Raw genomic sequence first — 22239 nt, forward strand, 5'->3', positions numbered from 1 at the left:
GGCAGGCCGATGTCAGCCCGGATGCGTTCTGTTTCGAGTGTCCGCCAACGTGGCATGGCGGTGATCGTCGCCCTGCTGGTGGTGGCACTGGTGGCGGTGATTGCCACCGCACTGCTGACCCGGCAGTCGGCCCAGCTGCGTGCGCTGCGTGGCGACCAGCTGCGCGTACAGGTACGCATGGCGGTGGACGCAACGCTGGAGCGTGCGGCACAGCAGCTGCGTGAGGATGTAAAGGAACAGCTGACCACGGTGCGCAGCGGGCGCTGGGCGCGCCCATTGGAGCTGCAGACGCCGTTGCCGGTGCAACTGCAGCTGGTCGATGCCCAGTCGATGTTCAACCTGCGCAACCTTCTTGCGCATGGCAGGCCGGACCCCGAGGCGCGGCGCGCGTTCATCGCGTTGTGTGCCGGGCAGGGGCTGGGCCAGGGCGCCTGCGCATCCGCCGCCGACCACATCCAGGCGCGCCTGCGCGATGGCGACATGCAGGCGCAGGCGCCGCTGCCGCGCGAATCACTGATCGAACAGGCGTTGCCTGGCGCCGATCCGGTGGCGTTGCGGGCGCTGGCGCGGCGCACCGTGGTGTTGCCGGCGCAGACCCTGGTCAACGCCAACACCAGCGACCTGCGGGTCCTGCAGGCGGTGACGCCTGCGGTCGAGCCGGCACGGCTGCAGACGCTGCTCGGTGAGCGCGATGCTGGCCATTGGCTGCTCAATCGCGGCGACATCGCCAACCGACTCCAACTGAGCAACGAACAGATGGCCGTGCTTCCCCTGGGCATCCATAGCGAATGGTTCCTGGCCGTCGGCCGGGTGCAGGCTGACGGCAGCTCGGTCGACTTTCGCGCGCTGCTGTGGCGCGAGTACCGCGACGATGGGGTGCGTGTGCAACGGGTGTGGACGAGGATCGGCGCATGAACGTGCAGCTTCGGGTGCGCCTGCCGGCGCTGGATCACCTGCGCGCCGACAGCGCGGTGGACTGGGCGCAGCTGCACAAGGGCGATGTACTGGCTCACGGTCGCGACACGCTGGCGGCGCTAGGCCTGCGGCATCCGCAGGCCGCGGTGCATGCCTGCCTCGATCCGAACGACCTGATCCTGCTGGAGCTGCAGCTGCCGCCATTGTCCGGGCGCCGCCTGCAGTCGGCGCTGCAGGGTGAGGTGGAGGCGATGCTGCTGGATGACCTGCAGGAGGTGGCGCTGGCCCACGGTGCGCAGGCAGCAGACGGCACGGTTCCGGTGGCCTGGCTTGGCCAGCAGGCGATCGCGCAGGCGCAGCAGCTGCTGGCCTCGTGTGCGCTGCAGCTGCAGGCGCTGTATCCGACGCCACTGCTGCTGCCCTGGCAGGACGCCCATGCCACGCTGCAGGTCAGCGGCGAGCACCTGCTGGTACGCAGCGGGCGCGATCGGGGTTTCGTTCAATGGCATGGCGGACGTGATGCCTGTGCGGTGATGCAGGCGCTGGCCGTGCGCCTGCAACAGGCCGGCGTGCAGGCCGTGCAGTGGATCGATAGTGTGCCGCCGACGTGGCCGGACAGCCTGCCGGCCACCGCCGTCACGCATGAACGGCAGACCTCTGGCCCCTTGCCAGGCTGGTCATTGCCGCTGCCCGGCGCAGGCCGGCAAGCACCGCGGCTGGCGATCGGCCTGGCACTGGCAGCAGTGCTGCTGGCTGCACTCGGCCTGCAGCTGCAGGTCTCGCGTTGGCGGATCGAGGGCGAGGCCCTGCAACAGGACATGGCGCGCCAGTTCAGCGCGCGCTTCCCGGAGATCACCGATGTGGTGGACCCGGTGTTGCAGGCAAGGCGAGCACTTGCGGTGCCGCTGCCGGCGCCGCCGTTGCCGGCGCTGCAGCGTCAGGTTGCCAGCACGCTGCAGGCTGTTCCGGAGCTGGCCGGGCAAGTGCGCAGCCTGCATTACCAACCCGGGCAGCTGGACATGGAGCTGGATGCCGATGCCCAGGCATTGGCCGACGATCCGCAGCGGCTTGAGCACTGGCAGCAAGCAGTTCAGGCACAGGGCCTGCAGCTGGCGCGCGAAGCCGGTGGACACCTGCGAGTGAGCGGAGCTGGGCAGTGACGACCCGCACCCTACGGCTGGGCGAGGGGCTGGTGGGCCTGCAGCAGCGCTGGCAACGCCTGCCACCGCGCGACCGGCTGATGCTGTGGGTGATGGTGGTGGCGCTGCTGGTGGCGGGCCTGTGGTCGTTGTGGCTGGAGCCACTGCTGAAGCAGCGCACGTATTGGCAGGCCGAGCTGCCGCGGCTGCAGGCGCAGTCCCGCGCACTGGCACCGCTGCTGCGCGCCCGTGAGCGCCAGCAGCTGGCGCAGGGCCAGCACCCGACACTGGCCGGGCTGCGCGATGGCATCAAGGCCGCCGGCCTTGCCGCCGGCCTGCATATCGAAGCGCGAGACGGGCGCTGGCACCTGCAGGTGCAGGCGGTGCCCGCGGATGCGCTATGGAACTGGCTGCTGCCGCTACTGGCCGACCCGGCCATCGAGCTGCAGCAGCTGCAACTGACACGCACAGGGGATGCGAACATGCCGGCGGCACGGATTTCCGGAAACATCGTGATGGTGGCCACCGCGGGTGCCCATCCATGAGGGCGATGCGCAGCCTTGCCTGCAGTACCGCACTGGCCCTGATCGTGTGCATGGCCCACGCACCGGCGCTGGTACTGGCGCAGGACGCCCGTGATGAGCCGGTGCAGTTGAACCTGGTCGACACCGATATCGGTGGCGTACTGCGCATGGCAGCGCGCTTCACCGGGCGCCAGTTCCTGGTCGATCCACGGGTGACCGGCAAGATGACAGTGGTTTCCGATGGCCCGGTCAGCCGTACCCAGGCTTACCAGTTGCTGCTCGGCGCACTGCGCATGCGCGGCTTCGCCGTGGTCGAGAACGGCGGCGTCAGCCGGGTGGTGCCGCAGGCCGATGCCAAGCTGCTCGGTGGCCGCGTTGGCAGCGGCGGTGCGGGGGGGGAGGTCGCCACGCGCACCTTCGCGCTGCGCTACGAGAACGCGGCCGCGCTGGTGGCGGTGCTGCGGCCGATGATCAGCCCGGACAATCCGATCACTGCCAATCCGGGCAACAACACGCTGGTGATCACCGACTATGCCGACAACCTGGAGCGCATCGCGCGTGTGATCGCCAGCGTGGATACACCGGCCGGCATGGACACCGATGTGGTGAAGCTGCAGCAGGGCATTGCCGTTGACGTCGCGGCGATGGTCGCGCCGCTGCTGGATGCGCAGGGCGCCGAGCCCACCCAGAAGGTGGTGGTGATGGCCGACCCGCGCAGCAACAGCGTGCTGCTGCGCTCCAGCAGTCCCGGACGCACCCGTCTGGCGCGGCAGCTGGTGGAGAAGCTGGACCGCGCCCAGGACGAGTCCGGCAACCTGCATGTGGTCTACCTGCGCAATGCCCAGGCCAACCAGCTCGCGGGTGTGCTGCGAGGCGTGGTGGCCGGGCAGAGCGATGCACCGGCGATGGGCAGCAACGAAGGCATCACACCACTGCCCGGCGACGCCAGCCGCTCCACCCCCGCGCAGCCGTCGCAGCCGCAGCAGGCCAAGCCCGGAGGCAATGCGCTGGAATCGCAGCGCCTGGACCCGAGCCGCCGTGACCCGATCGATGCAGGAAGCACCGGCTTCAGCCAGAACGGCATCTCGGTACAGGCGGACGTGGCCACCAACACGCTGCTGATCTCCGCCCCCGAGCCGGTGTACCGCAACCTGCGCCGGGTGATCGACCAGCTCGACCAGCGCCGTGCACAGGTGCTGGTGGAAAGCCTGATCGTGGAGGTCAACCAGACCGACGCGGCCGAACTGGGCGTGCAGTGGATGCTGGGCAATGGCCGCACCTTCGGCGGCACCCACTTCGGCGGCACCACCGGTGGCAGCGGGTTGAACACCAACGCACGCACCACCCTGGACGTGCTGCCCAAGGATGGCCTGAAGATCGGTGTGATCGACGGCACCATCAACCTGCCCGGCGTCGGCCAGATCCTCAACATGAAGGCGTTGGCCAACGCGCTGCAGAGCAAGGGCGGTGCCAACATCCTGTCCACGCCGAACCTGATGACGCTGGACAACGAAGCGGCCAGCATCATGGTCGGCCAGACCGTGCCGTTCGTCAGTGGCCGCTACGTGACCGACGGCGGCGGCGGCAGCAACAACCCGTTCCAGACCATCGTGCGCGAGGACGTCGGCCTGAAGCTGCGGGTGCGCCCGCAGATCTCCGAGGGCGGCACGGTGAAGCTGGACATCTACCAGGAAGTCAGCAGCATCGACGCGCAGAGCGCGAACAGCACGGCCGGCATCATCACCAACAAGCGCGCCCTGGATACCAGCGTGCTGCTGGACGATGGCCAGATCATGGTGCTGGGTGGCCTGCTGGAAGACAGCGTCAGCCATGGCCGTGATGCGGTGCCGGGGCTGGGAAAGATCCCGGTCCTGGGCGCCTTGTTCCGCAGCGACACGCGCAAGCGCGCCAAGACCAACCTGATGGTGTTCCTGCGCCCGCACGTGGTGCGTGACCCGGCCGCCGGCCAGCGCCTGACCCGCGACCGCTACGACTACATGCGCAACGCGCAGGCGGGCGCGCAGCCGGCACAGAGCTGGGCCTTGCCGGCGCTGTCGGCACCGCAGCTGCCACCGCAGGACCTGTCTGTACTCGGCCAGGGCAATGCACGCGATGACCAGGGCCAGCCGCTGCAGAGCAGCAGCCTGGCGGCGCTGTACCCGTCCGGTGACGGCGACGCGCAGCTGGTGCAGTTCGCGCAGGGGCTGGACCCGGCGCGTGCCAGCCAGGGCGTGGCGCAGGTGCGTGCACTGGGCCTGCAGGCCTATGCCGAAGCGACGCCCGGCGAGAGCGGGCAACGCCTGCGCGTGAGATTGCCGCGCGATCCGGCGACGCTGGACCCTGCGCTGCAGCAGCTGCGCGGGCTGGGCTACACGCCGGAACTGGTGATCGGGCCGTGAGCGCCGCCACAGCTCTGCCGTACGCCTGGGTGCGCAGCCATGGCGTGATGCTGTCCGAAGTTGGTGGCGAGCCCGTGTTGCTGGGCACCGCCGAAACTGCGGCGTGGGCCGTGGCCGAACTGCGCCGTCGGCATGGCCCGCTGCCGTTCCAGGCGCTGGATGCTGCGACGTGGCAACAGCGGTTGAGTGAGCAGTACCGTGACGGCGGCGATGCCGCTGCCGTAGTGGGTGCCGCCGAAAGCGAAGTCGATCTGGACCGGCTGATGCAGGACATGCCGGAGGTCACCGATCTGCTGGATGCTCAGGACGATGCGCCGGTGATCCGCATGATCAACGCGCTGCTGGCACAGGCCGCACGCGATGGCGCCAGCGATCTGCATATCGAACCGTTCGAGACTCATTCGGTGGTGCGCTACCGCGTGGACGGCACGCTGCGCGACATGGTGAAGCCACGGCGCGCACTGCATGCGGCGCTGGTATCACGCATCAAGATCATGGCGCACCTGGATATTGCCGAGAAGCGCCTGCCGCAGGACGGGCGCATCGCCATCCGCGTGGGCGGGCGGCCGCTGGATATCCGTGTCTCCACGGTGCCGACCGGTCATGGCGAGCGTGCTGTGCTGCGCCTGTTGGAAAAGGATGCCGGTCGCCTGCAGCTGCAGCGCCTCGGCATGGCCGATGACACGCTGGCCACGTTCACCGGGTTGATCCGTCAGCCGCACGGCATCGTGCTGGTCACCGGGCCGACCGGCAGCGGCAAGACCACGTCGCTGTACGCCGCACTGGGCCAGCTCGACAGCAGCACCAGCAACATCCTCACTGTGGAAGACCCGGTGGAGTACGACTTCGCCGGCATCGGCCAGATCCAGGTCACCGCGCGCATCGGCATGAGCTTTGGCACCGCGCTGCGTGCGATCCTGCGCCAGGATCCGGACACCATCATGATCGGTGAGATCCGCGACCTGGAGACCGCGCAGATTGCGGTGCAGTCGTCGCTGACCGGGCATGGCGTGCTGGCCTCGCTGCACACCAACGATGCGATCTCGGCGGTGACCCGCCTGGCTGACATGGGCGTGGAGCCCTTCCTGCTGGCCTCGTCGCTGCGCGGCGTGCTGGCGCAGCGGTTGGTGCGGCGGCTGTGCACGCAGTGCCGTCGTGCCGAGGTGGACGGCGAGGGTCGCACCGTATGGCGCGCGGTGGGCTGCGCGGCCTGCGCCAACAGCGGCTATCGGGGGCGAACCGGCATCCATGAACTATTCGTGGTCGACGACCGCGTGCGCGCATTGATCCATGAAGGGCAGGGCGAGCCTGCGCTGCGCGAGGCGGCCCGGCGGGCCGGCATGCGGACCCTGCGGCAGGATGGCCAGCGCTGGGTCGACAGCGGGGTAACCACGCTGGAAGAGATCCTGCGCGTCACCGGCGACGATTGAGGCCTGCATGGCACTGTTCGACTACCAGGCTGCCAACGCGCAGGGCCGCATCGAAAAGGGCCAGTTGGATGCCGACAGCCCGCGCGGTGCTCGCCAGCTGCTGCGCGGGCGCGGGCTGACCCCTGTGCAGGTGAGTGCGGCGCGCAGTGCCGGCAGTGGCTGGGGCGCTCGCCGGTTGTCCGCCAGCGAGTTGGCCTGGGCTACGCGCCAGCTGGCCAGCCTGTTGGCGGCCAGCCTGCCGCTGGAAGGCGCATTGAGTGCGGTGATCGAGCAGGCCGAACGCCCGCACGTGGCCCAGGCGCTTACCGCCGTGCGCGCCGACGTGCGTGCCGGCCAGCGCCTGACCGTTGCGCTGGCCGCGCGGCCGCGCGATTTCCCGCCGATCTATCGGGCGCTGGTGGGCGCAGGTGAAGACTCCGGTGACCTGGCGCGGGTGATGGAGCGCCTTGCCGACTACATCGAAGAACGCAACGCGCTGCAGGCCAAGGTACTGACCGCCTTCATCTACCCAGCAGCGATCAGCCTGGTATCGGTGGCGATCGTGATCTTCCTGCTCAGCTACGTGGTGCCGCAGGTGGTGACCGCGTTCGTGCAGGCGCGGCAGACACTACCGATGCTCACGCAGATGATGCTGGGCGCCAGCGCGTTCGTGCGCAGCTGGGGCGTGTGGGTAGGGCTCGGCATCGCTGCGCTGGTGGTGGCCTGGCGGTTGGCCCTGCGCAGGCCCGAGCTGCGCCTGCGCTGGGACGCGATGCTCATGCGGGTGCCGATGGTCGGGCGATTCGTGCTGGGTGTGAACAGTGCGCGCTTCGCCTCGACGCTGGCGATCCTGCTGGATGCCGGCGTGCCGCTGCTGCGTGCACTGGAGGCGGCGCGGCAGACCCTGGGCAATGCGCTGCTGGCGCGCTGTGCCGACGATGTGTCCGCGCGCGTGCGCGAAGGTGCTGCGCTTGGTGCTGCGTTGAAGGTACAGAAGGTGTATCCGCCGATCCTGGTGCATCTGGTGGCAAGTGGCGAGAAGACCGGTTCGCTGGCGCCGCTGCTGGATCGCGCCGCGCAGACCATCTCGCGCGAGATCGAACGTCGCGCGATGGCACTGACTGCGTTGCTGGAGCCGGCCATGATCCTGGTGATGGGCGGCGTGGTGCTGACGATCGTGCTGGCGGTACTGATGCCGATCATGGAAATGAACCAGTTGGTGCAGTGATGCGCAACGCGCATCACAGGTAGAGTCGACTGTTAGTCGACCAGCGCGGAGATCGAGTGCATTCAGATCGTTTCCGCGTGCGAAAAGCAGTCGACTAACAGTCGACTCTACCCAGTCGATCCCATCGGGTCGATTCAATTCAGTCGATTCAATTCAGTTGATTCAATTCAGTCGATCGGGCGGCGTCGTTGGAATGTGGCATGGGTCGATTCTCCACACAATCCTCCACACCTTTTTTCGATCTTCCACAGGTTTCTTAAGCGGCGTGTCATCGGCGCGGACCAGCATGGACACGTCGCCGCAGAGTGGGCTGGGAGGCCCTCGGCGGCAGCAGGCGTGTAGTGACCGTTCCTCCCTTGGCGTTTCCCTTCGCAGTAAACCCTTCAGGAGAAGATCATGATCAAGTACAAGACCCTGGCCGCGCTGGTTGCCACCGCGCTGCTCGCTACCGTTGGCGCCGCCTCCGCGCAGACCGTTACCGGCGGCGGCGCTTCGCTGCCGGCCGACCTCTACAAGGGTTCGTCCGACAGCATCCTGCCAGCGAACTTCACCTACGCCGTGACCGGTTCGGGCACCGGCAAGAAGGCCTTCCTGGAAAACAACTCGCTGCTGTTCTCGACCACCGGCACCGTGCACTTCGCCGGCAGCGATTCGGTGCTGAGCAGCACCGAGCTGAGCACCTACACCACCAACTTCAACCAGCCGACCAACGCCAACCGCTACGGCGCGCTGATCCAGGTGCCGTCGGTGGCCACGTCGGTCACCATTCCGTTCAACAAGGCCGGTTCGGCGGTGGACCTGAGCGTGGCGCAGATCTGCGGCGTGTTCTCGGGTGCGATCAGCGACTGGTCGACCATCGATGCCAACCGCAGCGGCCCGATCCAGGTGGTGTACCGCCCGGAAAGCAGCGGCACCAGCGAAATGTTCAGCCGCTTCCTGACTGCGGCCTGTGCGGCTGAGAACGCTGGTACCTCGAACCTGGTGGGTGGCAAGTTCGCCATCAAGTCGACCTTCGCCGACCTGTACAAGCGCGATGCCAACGGCAACCTGCCGGCGTTCCTGGTGGCCGCGCCGGCCACCGGTGGCACCTCGCTGTACAACGCTGTCTACGCTGCTGAAGGCCGTATCGGTTACGTTGGCCCGGACGTGATCCCGAGCGTGACCGACGCGACCAAGGTCGCCAAGGTCAAGGGCTTCTCGCCGGATCAGGTGAGTGTGCAGGCGACCCTGGACACCGTCGCTCCGCCGACCGGTACCGCTGCCGAGGACCCCGCCAACTGGGTGCCGGTGTTCGGCAACCCGTCGGCCGGCTATCCGATCGCCGGCTACACCAACCTGGTGATCGGCCAGTGCTACAAGGATTCGAGCGTCGCCACCAGCCTGCGCGGCTTCCTGGCCCGCCACTATCCGGCGACCTACACCGTCGCGTATGAGAAGTCGATCACCGACCACGGCTTCATCCCGCTGACCAAGGCCTGGCGCGATGCGATCCGCAACCGTTTCGTGCTGGCCAGCAGCACTGCCGGCCTGAACAATCCCAGCACCTGCGCCGGCATCGGTCGTCCGCTGTAATCCGCAGCACGGGTTGAATCCTGCTTGACCCGACGCCGGCCCCTGGGCCGGCGTCGCCATTTCCGCGACGGTGCGGCCGCCGCAGTGTTTCGCTGTCGGCTTCGTGTCACGTGAACCGTCTATCAGTGGCAGGGCATGCGTTGCGCGTGCCTCCCCGATCGTCGCCGCAGCCGCGGCCCACCAGGTTGATGAGGTTCCGATGTCGCACCCGCTCCCGTCCGCTGTTCATCCGGCCGCGCCGATGCGCCGCAATCATCCGATGGCGTGGGCCATCGCGGTCGCCTTGGGCAGCATGGTGGCCCCGGTCAGCCAGGCGCAGCAGGCGTTCAGCCCGGGCTGGTTCGCCGAGCGGGGCGCGGCCCAGGGCAGCGCGGCACAGAGCGGCCGGATGCCCAACGGGGTGCCGATCCAGTTCCAGTTGCCGGCCCAGCAGCAGGATGCAGCACGGCAGAAGCTGCAGCAGTCGATCGACAACCTCGGTACGGCTGCGCAGGCGATTGCCCTGCAGCAGCGCCTGCAGGAACAGGCGCGGCAGGCGCGCCGCGAGGCTGGCTTCATCGTTGCTGATGGCCTGGGTAAGGATGGCCTGAGCGTCGACCAGAACCCGCTGACCCGCGGCTGGCTCAATGCGCGCGACGCGATCCAGTCGCAGGGCAGCGACGGGCGGGTGCAGGTTACGGTCGAGCAGACCGCGGACAAGGCGATCCTGAACTGGGAGACGTTCAATATCGGCGGCAACACCACGCTGAACTTCCTGCAGAACCCTGACTGGGCAGTCCTGAACCGCGTCAATGATCCGCAGGCGCGGCCCAGCCATATCCTGGGCCAGCTGAAGGCCAATGGCACGGTGTTCGTGGCCAACCGCAACGGGGTGGTGTTCGGCAACAACAGCCAGGTCAATGTACGCAATCTGCTGGCGGCTGCAGCACGGATCAGCGATGCGCAGTTCCGTGACAACGGCCTGTACAGCCCCGACGCCAGCAGCAGCGCGCTCAGCGATGCATTTGGCAAGGTGATGGTGGAGCAGGGTGCCCGCATCGCGACCCATGAGCCGACCAGCGCGACGCGCGGCGGTGGCTACGTGCTGCTGGCCGGGCACAGCGTGGAGAATGCTGGCCATATCGAGGCGCGCAAGGGCCAGGTGCAACTCGCTGCCGGTGACAGTTTCGTGATCCGGCGCGGCGTGGGTACGGCGACCAATACCAGCTCCACCACCCGCGGCAATGAAATCGCGCCGCGCTTCGTCGCTGGCAGCACGGCGGGCAGCGTGCGCAACACCGGTCTGCTACGCGCCCGCGAGGGTGACGTGACCCTGGCCGGGCGCAACGTCGAGCAGGCCGGTGTGGCCGTGGCCAGCACCACGCTGGCGCAGCGCGGCACCGTGCATCTTCTGGCTTCGACCAGTGATGCCGGCAGCAGCGTCACGCTTGCCGATGGAGCCACCACGGCGGTGCTGGTCGAGGACGATGGCAAGGCCACGGTGCTGGATACGAAGCGCAACAGCCTCATCAAGGAGTCGGCAGAGCAGGACGCGATCCGCGCCGGCGCGCGCTCGGCAACCTTCGACAATCTGTCCCAGCACAATGATCGCCGGGACCAGTCGCGGGTGGAGATCGTCTCGGGTGGCAACATCCATTTCAGTGCGGATTCGCTGACGGTTGCCACGGGCGGCCAGATCATCGCCGACGCGGCAGCCCGCAGCTACGTAGACGACGCGGCACGCGTGGATGTTTCCGGCGCAGTGGGCGTACAGGTGTCGATGGAAAGCAACAATGTCCAGGTCAAGGTGCAGGGCAACGAACTGCGCGATGCCCTGGACAACCGCGACAGCGGCAAGCTGACCAGCAGCGAGGTCTGGGTCGACCGCCGCAGGCTGGTCCACGTTCCGGCCGGTACCGGGGGCTACGCGGGTGAGCGCTGGTACGCGGCGGGTGGCCTGCTGGAAGTGGGCGGCTACCTTGACAATCAGGGGCACTCGATCGGCGAATGGGCCGCGCAGGGAGGCACCGTCCTGCTGGGCGGCAGGGAAGTGATCACGCATGGCGGCTCACGCATCAACCTTGCCGGTGGCAGCCTGGATGTGCAGAGCGGCGTGATCCGGCAGAGCTGGGTGCGCGGCGTCGATGGCCAGGTCTACCGCCTTGATGACGCGCCGGCGGAGATGCTCTTCGATGGCCTGTACAGCGGCCATGAAGTAAAGCAGGAGCGCTGGGGCATCACCGAGACCTTCCGTGATCCGATTGTATTCGCGGCGCAGCGTGTCGATAACGGATACACGGTCGGCCGCGATGCAGGACGCCTGATCATCTCCGCACCGACCGCGGTGCTGGATGGAAAGGTTGAGACGGCTACCTTCCAGGGCGCGCAGCAGAACCGCAGGCCGGATACCGCGCTGGAGGGTTATGCGCAGGCGCAGACGGCGGTCGCGCGCAATGCGCAGCTGTACCTGGGGCGCTACGACGGCCAGGGCCGCAGCGGTGTGTTCGGCTCGGATGTGCGCCTGGATGACAAGGCTCGGACGAAGGCCGCGTGGTCGCTGCTGGCCCCGGTCAACGAAGTGCGGCGTGGCACCGTGTGGCTGGATATCGCAGAGCTGAGTGCCCAGCAGTGGGGACGGATCGACCTGGCGACCGCTGATCGCATCCGCATCGACGGCAGCCTTCGGCTTCAGGCAGGCGGACAGCTCAACCTGACCGGCAGCGAGGTGGAACTGGCAGGCGACATCGGCATCGCCGGCGGCCAGCTGTCGGCGGGCAACCTGCTGGATGTGCAGGGCCGGCCGACGGCGCTGCTGCATGATGGCCGCGCGCGCACCGCCATCGCCGACGGCACGCGGATCGATCTCTCCGGTGAATGGAGCAATGCGTCACTGGCGACGCCGCGCGACGCGAGCGGTGCCTGGACGGATGGCGGCCGCCTGAGCCTGGGCAATAGTCATGACGTGGCCGTGGGCGCCGACTCAACGGTTGACGTCGAGGCCGGTGCTGCGCTGGACCTGCGCGGCAAGGCCCATATCGGCAAAGGCGGCAGCGTCAGCCTGCAGGCGAACAGCAGTACGGTGACGACCGACGGCAGTGGCCGGGTGCAACTGGGCGACGGAAGCCGGTTCAGTGGTCGAGGACAGGGGGGTGGTTCCTTCTCGCTGGGGACCGGTGGCCAGGTGCGGCTGGGCGATGCGGACCTGGCGGGCACATCGCTGCGACTGGACCCCGGCCTGTTCGGCAGTGGCTTCGCGCAGTACGACATCAATGGCCACCAGGGTGTGGAGGTGGCCGATGGCGCGCGGCTGGTCGCTGCCCTGCCAGGCCTGCGCCTGACCCAGGACGCGCGGATGGCGACCGACCGGGCGTCCGCACTGGCAGCGTGGGACGCGCCACTGTACAGCGCTGATCCGTCGAGCGGGCGCGTCAGCCAGCGCGCGGGTGCGAGCATCAGCCTGCGTTCGGAGCGCAACAGCGTGGGCGGTGACCTTCGGGTTGGCAAGGATGCACTGGTGGCGGTCGATCCAGGGCAGACGATCTCGCTGCTCGGTGCAGGCAACATCGATGTTGAAGGCACGCTGCGCGCGAAGGGCGGCCGCATCCTGATCGACGATGTGCGCCCGGAGAACGCGCTGTACGCCGGGCAGCGCACCGAACGCACCTGGCGTTTCGCCGAAGGCGCGCTGCTGGATGCCGATGCAGACGCGATGTCGCTGCCCGATTCCAGCGGCCGCCTGCGCGGGCAGGTGCGCGCAGGTGGGCGCATCGAGATTGGCGGGGCGCTGGACTGGGAGACCACCGCATTCGTCGACAACCGACCACCGGAAGCCTTCGTGGTGGTCGAACGCGGTGCGCGCCTGCAGGCGCGGGGCGCGTCGGCCGAACTGGACATCGATGGCCAGGGCCGCGTGCGCGTGGACAGCGACGGCGGGCAGATCGTGCTGCGTTCGGCCAACGCGCTGTACCTGGACGGCGGGATGGACGCGGCCGCCGGTGGTGCCGGCGCACGCGGGGGCACGCTTGGCCTGGCCTTTGGCGGGAGCATCCATGCACGTGGCGCCAGCGACGAGGTACTGCGAGCGCGTGCGATCAGCCTCAGCCAGCACAGCGCACCGGCGCAGCCACTGCCGGCCACATTGGAATATGGCCACGCCGCGTTGTCGGTCGAGCAGCTGCAGGCCGGCGGTTTCGACAACCTGTCCGTGTTCGGTGACATCCGCGCGGTCGGCGACGTCGACCTGCGCCTGGCCCAGAGCCTGCGCATCCACGGCCAGGGCACTTCGAGCCTGGGCATGGCCGTGGATGCCGGGCTATCGTCTGGGCTGCGACTGAGTGCGCCCTACGTTCGCCTGGCGCAGGCACGCTGGCGCCAGATGCCGGGCGAGAACCTGCAGGGCACCGCCGCGGTCGCTTCGTCCGGGCCGGAAGATCACGCGCTGGCGGTGCAGGCCGAGCTGATCGACATCCGCGACGTCACCTGGCTGCCGGGTTTCAAGCATGTGGCGCTGGAAAGCCGCAGTGACGTGCGCCTGACCAACGGCATTGCCAGCAGTGGCAACACCAGCGCGTTGATGACGGCTGGTTCGATGGACGTGACCGCTGCGCGCCTGTACCCCACCACAGGCGCGATCGGCACGCTGGTGGCCGGCGCGTCGGCGCAGACCGTGCAGACCGCTGATTACTGGACCGATCCGGATGCCGTGCTGCGCATCCACGGCACCGGTGCGGACACGAAGCCGGCGCCGGAATCGGCGCTGGGTACGCTTCGCCTGGTGGCCGCCACGGTGCAGCAGGGCGGCAACGTACAGGCGCCGATGGGCACGCTGCAGCTGGGTGGCCTTATCCAGAACGGAACCGTCGGCAGCCGGGTGGAACTGCTGCCAGGCAGCGTCACCTCGACCAGTGGCGCCGGCTTGTCGCTGCCCTATGGTGGCACCGTCGATGGTGTCGACTGGCGGGTCGGTACGCGCAGCCTGGGTTCGCTGACGCCGGCCGGCATCTCCTCGATGGGGGTGACCCTGAAGGCGAATGAGATCGAGGTGGCGCCGGGGGCCCTGCTGGACATGTCCGGCGGTGGTGAGTTGACCGGTGCCGCCTTTGTGTCAGGACGCGGTGGCTCTGTCGACGTGCTGCGAACGGCGTTGGCCGACGCCAATCCGCGCTATGGATTCAGTGCGTCGGGCAACCCGGTGTATGCGATCGTGCCGGGACGCGCCGGGACATTTGCCCCCAGCGGCGAGGAAGGATTCGCCGCACCGGCCGTGGGCCAGCAGATCACCGTGCCGGCGGGCGTGCCCGGCCTGGCAGCAGGCACCTACACGCTGATGCCGGCAAGCTATGCGCTGCAGCCCGGTGCATTCCGGGTTGAGCTGGGCGCCACCGGCACCTCGGGCATCGCGCAACCCATCGCGACCGGTACCGGCACCTGGCGTGTGTCCGGGCAGCAGCGCACGGCGCTGGGCACGGCAATCTCGCCGTTGCTCACCGACATCCTGCTGACCCCCGCCGCAGTAGTACGCCGGCACTCGGGCTACAACGAAACCTCCTACAACAGCTTCGCGCAATCGGTGGCCGACCGCCGCGGCGAGTCGCGTGGCTGGCAGACCATCGATGCGCTCGGGTTGACCCTTGCGTTGGGCGAAGGCGCAGGTCGTGCAGACACGCCTGCCATCCGCTTCGCCGGCACCGCGCGGTTCGGCGCCGCCACCGACAACGGGCGAGGCGGCACGCTGACAGCCACGTTGGCCAGCCCGGCGGTCGGTTCACTGGAGATCGTCGACGGCGGTGCGCAATCGCAGGCGCGTGATCGCGGTGCCACCTTCAGCGACGACGCGCTCAATGCCTTCCTGCCGGCGCGGATGATGATCGGCGGGCAGTTCAACCAGGAGGCCTCGCAGGTGGCGGTGACCGGCCAGGCGCGCAGCGTGGCGATCCGTTCCGGCGTCACCTTGAACGCACCGGAAGTGCTGGTGGCAGCGGCCTCCGGTGGCAGCGGCGTGCTGGTCGAGGCCGGTGCGACCCTCGATACACTGTCGTTCGCATCCGCCAACGCGAATGCCAGCGCGACCGTGCCTTACCAGGTCTCCGGCGGCCTGCTGGCGGTGTCCAACCAGCGCCTGAACCTGATCACCGGCACCACCGGGGTGGAGGCCGGTCCAGTGGCGATCGACATCGGGGGGTGCCAGACGGCGTGCGACGGCCAGACCCGGCTGGTTTCCGATGGCAGCATCGCGGTAGCGACCGATGGCGCGCTGCAGATGCGCGACTCGGCCAGCTATGGCACCCGTCAGCTCGGCCTGAGCATGGCGGCGCTGAACCTCGGCAGTGCCGAAGCGATCGCCCTGGCCGCTGCGGCAGGGGCGCTGCCCAGTGGCATGACCATGAACCAGTCCGTGCTGCAGCAACTGCTGCGCGGCAATGATGCCACCGGCGCGCCGGCGCTGGACACGCTCAGCCTGGTCGCGCGGGACTCTGTCAACGTGTTCGGCAGCGTCGACCTGGACGCGCGCGACAGTGCCACCGGCCGCAGTGGCCTGCAGACGCTCGTGCTTGGTGCGCAGGCCATCCGCGGCTACGGTGCTGCGACTGACCGGGCGCGCATCCTGGTGGACACGCTGGTCTGGGACGGCTCATTGGCGGCGAGCCAAGCGCCGGGCAGTGACGCGTCGGTGCCGCCGGCCGATCCGATGGTGGACCGGCTCGGCGCCGGGCAGCTGGACATCTTTACCCGCCAGCTGCAGCTGGGGCGGGCGCCATTAAGCCGTCCCAGTTCTGAAGTACCTGCGAACCGGCAGGTGCTCGGATTCAGTGCGCTGAACCTGAGTGCTTCGGAGCAGCTGTCGTTCTCCGCGCAGGGCACGCTGGACGTGTTCCAGCAGCGCGGCGACTATCTGGCCGACAAGGGCTGGCAGTACAGCGGTGGCAGCCTGGGTATCGATACACCGCTGTTGACGGCCGATCCCGCCGCGCGGCTGCGCGTGCGCACCGGCGGCGACTTCCGCCTGCAGGGGGGCACCGGCAAGGCGGGTGGCGATGCACTGGGCAGTGAGCTGAGCATCGACGCCAACCGGATCACGCTGGACAGCACGATCGCGCTGGCGTCCGGACGGCTGTCGGCGAACGCACGCCAGGGCATCACGCTTGGCAGCCGGGCCGCGTTGGATCTGGCCGGACGCAAGGTCTCGCTGTACGACGTGGACAAGTTCAGCTGGGGCGGCGATGTCCTGCTGTCCAGCGACACGGGTGACATCCGCGCCGATGCGGCCTCCCGCATCGATGTTTCCGCCCGCAACAACCGCGGCGGACGCCTGACGGTCACCGCAATGGCCGGCCGAGCCGATCTGGCCGGTGTTCTGCAGGGTGCCGCCACTGGTCGCTACGATGCCGGTGGCACGCTGGTGCCCTACGACGGTGGCGAACTGGTGGTGCGGGCACGCCAGCTGCAGGACTTCGCCGGCCTCAACCAGCGATTGACCGCCGGCGGCGTCGTCGGCGGTCGCAGCTTCCAGATCGGTGAGGGCGATCTGCGGATCGGCGACGAAGTGAAGGCGCGCCGGGTCGATATCAGCGTCGATGCGGGCAGCCTGACCGTGGCCGGCCGCATCGATGCCAGCGGCGAGCAGGTCGGCAGCATCCGCCTGTACGCCCGCGATCAGTTGCAGGTGGACGGCACGCTGGACGCGCACGGTACCGGCCTGCGCGTGGACAGCCATGGCAAGATCATCGACAGTCCAAACCGGGCCACCATCACGCTGGGCAGCGCCGAAGGTGCCGTCGGCCTGGGCAGCGCGGCGCAGCTGGACCTGCGTGCGGGCAGCGATGTTACCGTCGGTGGACGTCCTGGCCAGAACGATGGCACCCCGCGCGGCACGCTGAAGATCGATGTGCCGCGGCTGGGCAGCAACGACGCGGCGATTGCCGCGGCCACCGGCCTGCGCATCGATGGCGCGGCCGACATCCAGCTCAATGGTGTTCGCCGCTACGACGATGCGCCCCTGGCAGCCACCGCTGACGTGCGCGGCAACCGCGCGCAGCTGGTCACCCAGCAGTGGCTGGACCAGGTGGTCGATCCGCACAGCGTGGCCTGGATCGATGCTGCGCTGGACAACGCGGATCTGCAGCAGCGCACGCGGGCGCTGGGCGATGTCCGCCTTCGTCCCGGCGTGCAGGTGCTGGCGCGGCGCAGCGACGCCAACCCGGACGGCGACCTGACCATTGCCGGCGACATCGATCTGTCCGGCTACCGCTACGGGCCCGAAGCCAACCGCGGCGATCCATCGCGGCGTGGCTTCGGCGAATCGGCCTCGCTGGTGCTGCGGGCCGAAGGCAACATCAACGTCTACGGCAGCATCAACGATGGGTTCGCACCGCCGCCGTCCACGCCGGATGAGGGTGGCTGGCAGCTGTATGAGGGTCGCAATGGCAGCGCGGGGCAAACCCCCTTTGGCGGCGGCCTGGTGGTGCCGGTGGACGGAGTGAAGCTGCAGCCCGGCACCGAGTTCCAGGCCGGCACCCGCCTGAACTATGACGTGCCGGTCGAATCGGTAACGCTTCCGGTCGGTACCGTGCTGCCCGCGCCGATGGTGATCTCGCAGAACCTGCGCCTGCCAGCGGGCACGGTGCTGGGTGCGGCGGTGACCACCGACTCCGGGCAGACGCTGGCGGCGGGCACCGTGCTGCAGGAGCCGCTGGTGTTGGCGGCCGGTGCGCGCCTGGGGGCCGGCTTCCGCCTGCGCAGTGCCGTACAGATGGCGGCACAGGAATGGCCCGCCGGCGCGACGCTGCCGGTTGCGTTGCGCCTGGCACGGGAAGTCGAGCTCAAGGTGGGCGCGTACATCCCATCGTTGACCAAGGTGGAGTTGCCCGGCAACGGGCCGGTGAATCTGCGGCCGGCCGATGCCGGCGGCAACCAGGGGCGCAACTGGGCGCTGGCGCCGATGCTGGCCGAGGGCACCACCTCCTGGGACCTGACCGTTGTTGCCGGTGCCGATACCGGGGCAGCCGACCCACGCAGCCGGCGCTGGGGCAGTGAAGGCAGCGTGGTGCTGGCCGACACCCACCAGGGCTCGATCGGTACGGTCAAGACCGAAATCATCTGGGTGGGTGATCGTGCGTTGACTGAGCGGGCATCGCTGGACTGGATCGGCGACACCTCCTATGCAGGCCGTCCGATCGCGGAGCTGGCCGACATGTTCGGCTTCACCGAAGACGAGTTCTGCGCGATGTCGGCCGACTACTGCGGCCCGGCCCCCCGCCAGGTGGCCGCGCAGGGCTCGCTGGATTACTGGGGCGACGAGTCCTACGTAGGCACCCCTGCGAAGGACTTCGCCGCGATGTTTGGCATGACCGAAGACGAGTTCTGCAGCACCGCGCCCACCTACTGCGCCGGCGGCGGCACGCAGACCGAAGTGACCACTTACGGCAAGCGCGCGGGCACGCCGGCGTGGAGCGTGCTGCGCACCGGCAAGGGTGACCTGGAACTGCTCGCTGCCGGTGATGTCGTGATGAAGTCCGGCTTCGGTGTGTACACGGCGGGCACTCCCACCACGCTGGGCGAGGGCCGCGACGCTGCCTTCAATTCGCCCCGCGCAGCAGCCCCCAGGAACACCGCACTGCTGGGGCCGAACCTGGTGCCGGGCAGCTATGATGCCGCGTTGGCCGGCTACCGGGCCTGGTATCCCGATCATGGTGGCAACCTGCGCGTCGAAGCCGGGCGCGATATCGTCGGTGACGTCTGGACCGGGCGCGCAGAGTCGGGGAGCAGCGATCGCGACTGGGCGCTGTACTCCAGTGCCGCGGTCGGCAATTGGCTGTGGCGGCAGGGAACCGGCAGCACCACCGGCGTGGAGCCGGTGCCGACCAGCTGGTGGGTGAACTTTGGCGCCTACACCAACGTGTCCGCTGCTGCTGGCGCCTCTCCGCGGATGGTCGGCTTCACCGGTTTCGGCACATTGGGCGGCGGCAACCTGACGCTGGAGGCCGGGCGTGACGCCGGCGTGCGCGATGCGATAGGTGACGCGCTGGACTCGACGATCGCACCGCGCTCGGGAGCGATCATCGCGGCGGTGGGATCGACCGGCCGGGTCAGCGATGGCCAGCTGCACCTGACCGGCGGCGGCGACCTGCAACTGCGTATCGGTGGCGCACTGAATCCGAATCTGCGGGCGACGTTCTCCAGCCTCAATGCCTCCAGGGCGGGACAGAATCTCGACCTCAACGGTACCTTCAGCAATCTGCGTGGCAGCCTGCAGCTGGATGCGGGACGCATCGGTGCAATGGGCGTCACCCTGGAAAGCTACGCGACGCTGGGCCAGCTGCGTGCGGCCGATCTGTTCGCCGCCGACGCCGCTCGCCCGATGGGCGGGCCGGTGCTGGTGCTGGGCGACGCCGCCGCGCAGCTGCAGGCGCGGGGCGATGTGGTGCTCGGCGGCGTCGCCGATGCGGGCCGGGTTCCGCTGGCCAACTACAGCGCGGTGCTACAGGATGATGGCGCGCGCGCTGCAGGCAGTACGTGGTTCTCCCTGTGGACCGCCAACACGGCCGTGGATCTGTTCAGTGCCGGTGGTGACCTCGCGCCAGGCCTCGCCGGGCCGGAAAACGTGACGGGCAGCAATCTGTGGCGCGAGCAGGTCCAGCTTGTTGTGCGTGGCGGTGATGATCTGCTGAATTACTGGCTCTATCCTTCGCGCTTCAGCGCGATTGCTGCGCAGGGTGACATCAAGCTGGACCGGATCAGCACCACGCCGGGGACGCAGGATGTGATCCTGCTGGCACCCTCGGCGACAGGACGGCTGGACGTCCTGGCCGGTGGCGGCATCTTCGCCCAGCCTGGCGCGACCCAGATCGCGCGCTCGGCCAGTGACGCGCGCCTGCCGGGACCCTTCGACCCGGCATTCATGGCCGAGCAGGGGGATTCCGCAGGCAATGTGACCCGCTCGCGGCACAACCTGTCGGTCGACGGCAACATTGCATCACCGGACGCGTCGCTTCCGCTGTTTGCGTTCGGTCCGAATACTCCGCTGTCCTCCGTGTCTGCGGCCCTGGCGCCGAGCCGTTTCTACGCGGTGCAGGGCGACATTATCGGTCTGGCCACCGGCGCCCGGCGCACGCTGAATCCCAACGCGGGGCAGCGCACGCAGTTGAACTGGTTCGAGGCCGCCGGCGCCGTGCAACTGCGGGCAAGCCGGGACATCCTCGGGGTGTCGATGACCGCGTTGAACACCTCGCCCACCGACATCACGGTGGTGGCGGCGGGCCGCGACATCGTGCATCTGAACGCGACCATCGCCGGCCCCGGCAACACCGAGATCAGTGCCGGCCGCCAGCTGCGCCAGGAGGATGCGGGCAGCATCGTCAGCCTCGGTGGCATCGTGCAGGGCGACACCCGTCCCGGCGCCAGCATCGCGCTGACGGCCGGCAACCAGCAGATCGACTTCGCGGCCCTGCGTGCCCGTTATCTGGACCCAGTCAACCTTGCCGATCCCGCGCAATCGCTTGCATCGCAGCCGGGCAAGGCAGTCAAGGTCTACAACCAGGAACTGAAGCAGTGGCTGCAGCAGCGCTTCGGCGTGGCTGCCGACGGCGACGGGGCGCTGGCCGCGTTCGATGCGCTGCCGCAGGAACAGCAGCGCATCTTCCTGCGCCAGGTCTATTACGCCGAGCTGCGCGAAGGTGGAAGGGAATATACCGATGCAGAAGGGCCCCGCTTCGGCTCCTACCTGCGTGGGCGCGAAGCCATCGCCACGCTGATGCCGGACAGGAATGCGGCCGGTGCGACGATCGACCGTACCGGCGACATCGTGATGTACGGTGGCTCCGGCGTGCGTACCGAGGCGGGCGGCAACATCGAGCTGATGGCACCGGGTGGGCAGATCGTGATCGGTGTGCAGGGCGCGGTGCCACCTGCCAGCGCCGGCCTTGTCACTCAGGGGCAGGGCGATATCCGCCTGTTCAGCCAGGACAGCGTGCTGCTGGGCCTGTCGCGGGTGATGACCACGTTCGGCGGCGACATCCTGGCGTGGTCGGAGCAGGGTGACATCAATGCCGGTCGCGGTTCGCAGACGACGCTGCTGTACACGCCACCGCGTCGCGTCTATGACGGCTGGGGCAATGTGATCCTGTCGCCGCAGGCTCCCGCCAGTGGCGCAGGCATCGCGACCTTGAACCCCATCGCCGAAGTACGACCGGGCGACGTCGACCTGGTCGCGCCGCTGGGCACCATCGACGCGGGCGAAGCGGGTATCCGTGTCTCCGGCAACATCAACCTGGCGGCGTTGCAGGTACTCAATGCAGCCAACATCCAGGTGCAGGGTGAGAGCAAGGGCCTGCCGGTGTTGGCCACGGTGAACGTGAATGCGCTGGCTTCGGCCAGTGCGGCAGCGAACAGCGCCAGCCAGGCCGCACAGGATGTGATGCGCAAGAGCCAGGATGATGCACGGCGCAACCAGCCGTCGGTGATCAGCGTGCAGATCCTCGGCTTCGGCAGTGGCACCAGCAGCATCAACCCGCCGGCGCGTGGCAACACTGCCAACAGCGGTTATGACGCCAACAGTGCCTTCCAGTTCCCGCAGGCAAGTCGCGACGAGGGCACGCAGCGCCGGTAGGTGCCGTCCTTGGTCGGCACACGTTGCTGCCCACCAAGGTCGGCAGTAGATCCACGCCATGCGTGGATGCGACCGGGCCGAAAGAACGAACAGCATCGGGCCAGCCGCCACGGAACGGCAGCGGCCCCAGCCAGGATGGCACGGAGGGCAGGGAGCGGCCATCAGCGGTGAGGACCACCGACACGGCGCCGCCGGGTGCAGGAGAGCACCCGGCGGCGGGCTCGGCAGTAGATCCACGCCATGCGTGGATGGCTGGGCCAGCCTCAGTGCCGACCAAGGTCGGCACCCACCAAAGCAGGCCGGGCAGTAGAAGCCGCTCGGCAGTAGATGCACGCCATGCGTGGATGGCTGGGCCAGCCTCAGTGCCGACCAACGGTCGGCACCCACCAGGGCAGGCCGGGCAGTAGAAGCCGCTCGGCAGTAGATCCACGCCATGCGTGGATGGCTGGGCCAGCCTCAGTGCCGACCAA

8 protein-coding genes are annotated in these 22239 nt (G+C 68.7%); all 8 read left to right on the forward strand.

Annotation, left to right across the window (positions count from 1 at the left end; translation table 11 throughout):
- The first annotated feature begins 9 nt into the window (after positions 1–9).
- The 8 genes from gspK (at position 10) to AC5P78_RS19785 (ending at position 21769) form a co-directional block, all read left to right on the forward strand.
- Positions 10–915, forward strand: a complete 906-nt coding sequence (gene gspK, locus AC5P78_RS19750) for a type II secretion system minor pseudopilin GspK (RefSeq protein ID WP_414498250.1) — start codon at positions 10–12, stop codon at positions 913–915.
- Positions 912–2075, forward strand: coding sequence for a type II secretion system protein GspL (gene gspL, locus AC5P78_RS19755; protein WP_414498251.1), 1164 nt, complete (start codon positions 912–914; stop codon positions 2073–2075). The genes gspK and gspL overlap by 4 nt, the downstream gene beginning before the upstream one ends.
- Positions 2072–2599 carry a type II secretion system protein M gene (locus AC5P78_RS19760; protein ID WP_076740078.1) on the forward strand — a complete coding sequence of 176 codons (528 nt, stop codon included), beginning with the start codon at positions 2072–2074 and terminating at the stop codon, positions 2597–2599. The genes gspL and AC5P78_RS19760 overlap by 4 nt, the downstream gene beginning before the upstream one ends.
- Positions 2596–4977 (forward strand): type II secretion system secretin GspD, encoded by a 2382-nt coding sequence (gspD, locus tag AC5P78_RS19765; RefSeq protein ID WP_076740077.1) that lies wholly within the window; start codon positions 2596–2598, stop codon positions 4975–4977. Before AC5P78_RS19760 ends, gspD begins: the two co-directional genes overlap by 4 nt.
- Complete coding sequence (gspE, locus tag AC5P78_RS19770) at positions 4974–6407, forward strand: type II secretion system ATPase GspE (RefSeq protein ID WP_414498252.1); 1434 nt, start codon at positions 4974–4976, stop codon at positions 6405–6407. Before gspD ends, gspE begins: the two co-directional genes overlap by 4 nt.
- 7 nt (positions 6408–6414) lie before the next feature.
- Entirely contained in the window at positions 6415–7614 is a 1200-nt protein-coding gene (gene gspF / locus AC5P78_RS19775) for a type II secretion system inner membrane protein GspF (RefSeq protein ID WP_043033313.1), read from the forward strand.
- A gap of 396 nt (positions 7615–8010) precedes the next feature.
- A complete protein-coding gene (locus AC5P78_RS19780; protein WP_005409883.1) occupies positions 8011–9186 on the forward strand; it encodes a substrate-binding domain-containing protein in 1176 nt (391 codons plus the stop codon).
- A gap of 199 nt (positions 9187–9385) precedes the next feature.
- Entirely contained in the window at positions 9386–21769 is a 12384-nt protein-coding gene (locus AC5P78_RS19785) for a filamentous hemagglutinin family protein (protein WP_414498253.1), read from the forward strand.
- Positions 21770–22239: the final 470 nt, after the last annotated feature.

The organism is Stenotrophomonas sp. YJH_SMC_133 (assembly GCF_059370655.1).

Excerpts from the sequence above, each read along its gene's own strand:
- AC5P78_RS19780 (WP_005409883.1), top strand. The coding sequence starts at position 8,011 with ATGATCAAGTACAAGACCCTGGCCGCGCTGGTTGCCACCGCGCTGCTC.
- gspD (WP_076740077.1), top strand. The coding sequence starts at position 2,596 with ATGAGGGCGATGCGCAGCCTTGCCTGCAGTACCGCACTGGCCCTGATC.
- gspF (WP_043033313.1), top strand. The coding sequence starts at position 6,415 with ATGGCACTGTTCGACTACCAGGCTGCCAACGCGCAGGGCCGCATCGAA.
- gspL (WP_414498251.1), top strand. The coding sequence starts at position 912 with ATGAACGTGCAGCTTCGGGTGCGCCTGCCGGCGCTGGATCACCTGCGC.
- AC5P78_RS19785 (WP_414498253.1), top strand. The coding sequence starts at position 9,386 with ATGTCGCACCCGCTCCCGTCCGCTGTTCATCCGGCCGCGCCGATGCGC.
- gspK (WP_414498250.1), top strand. The coding sequence starts at position 10 with ATGTCAGCCCGGATGCGTTCTGTTTCGAGTGTCCGCCAACGTGGCATG.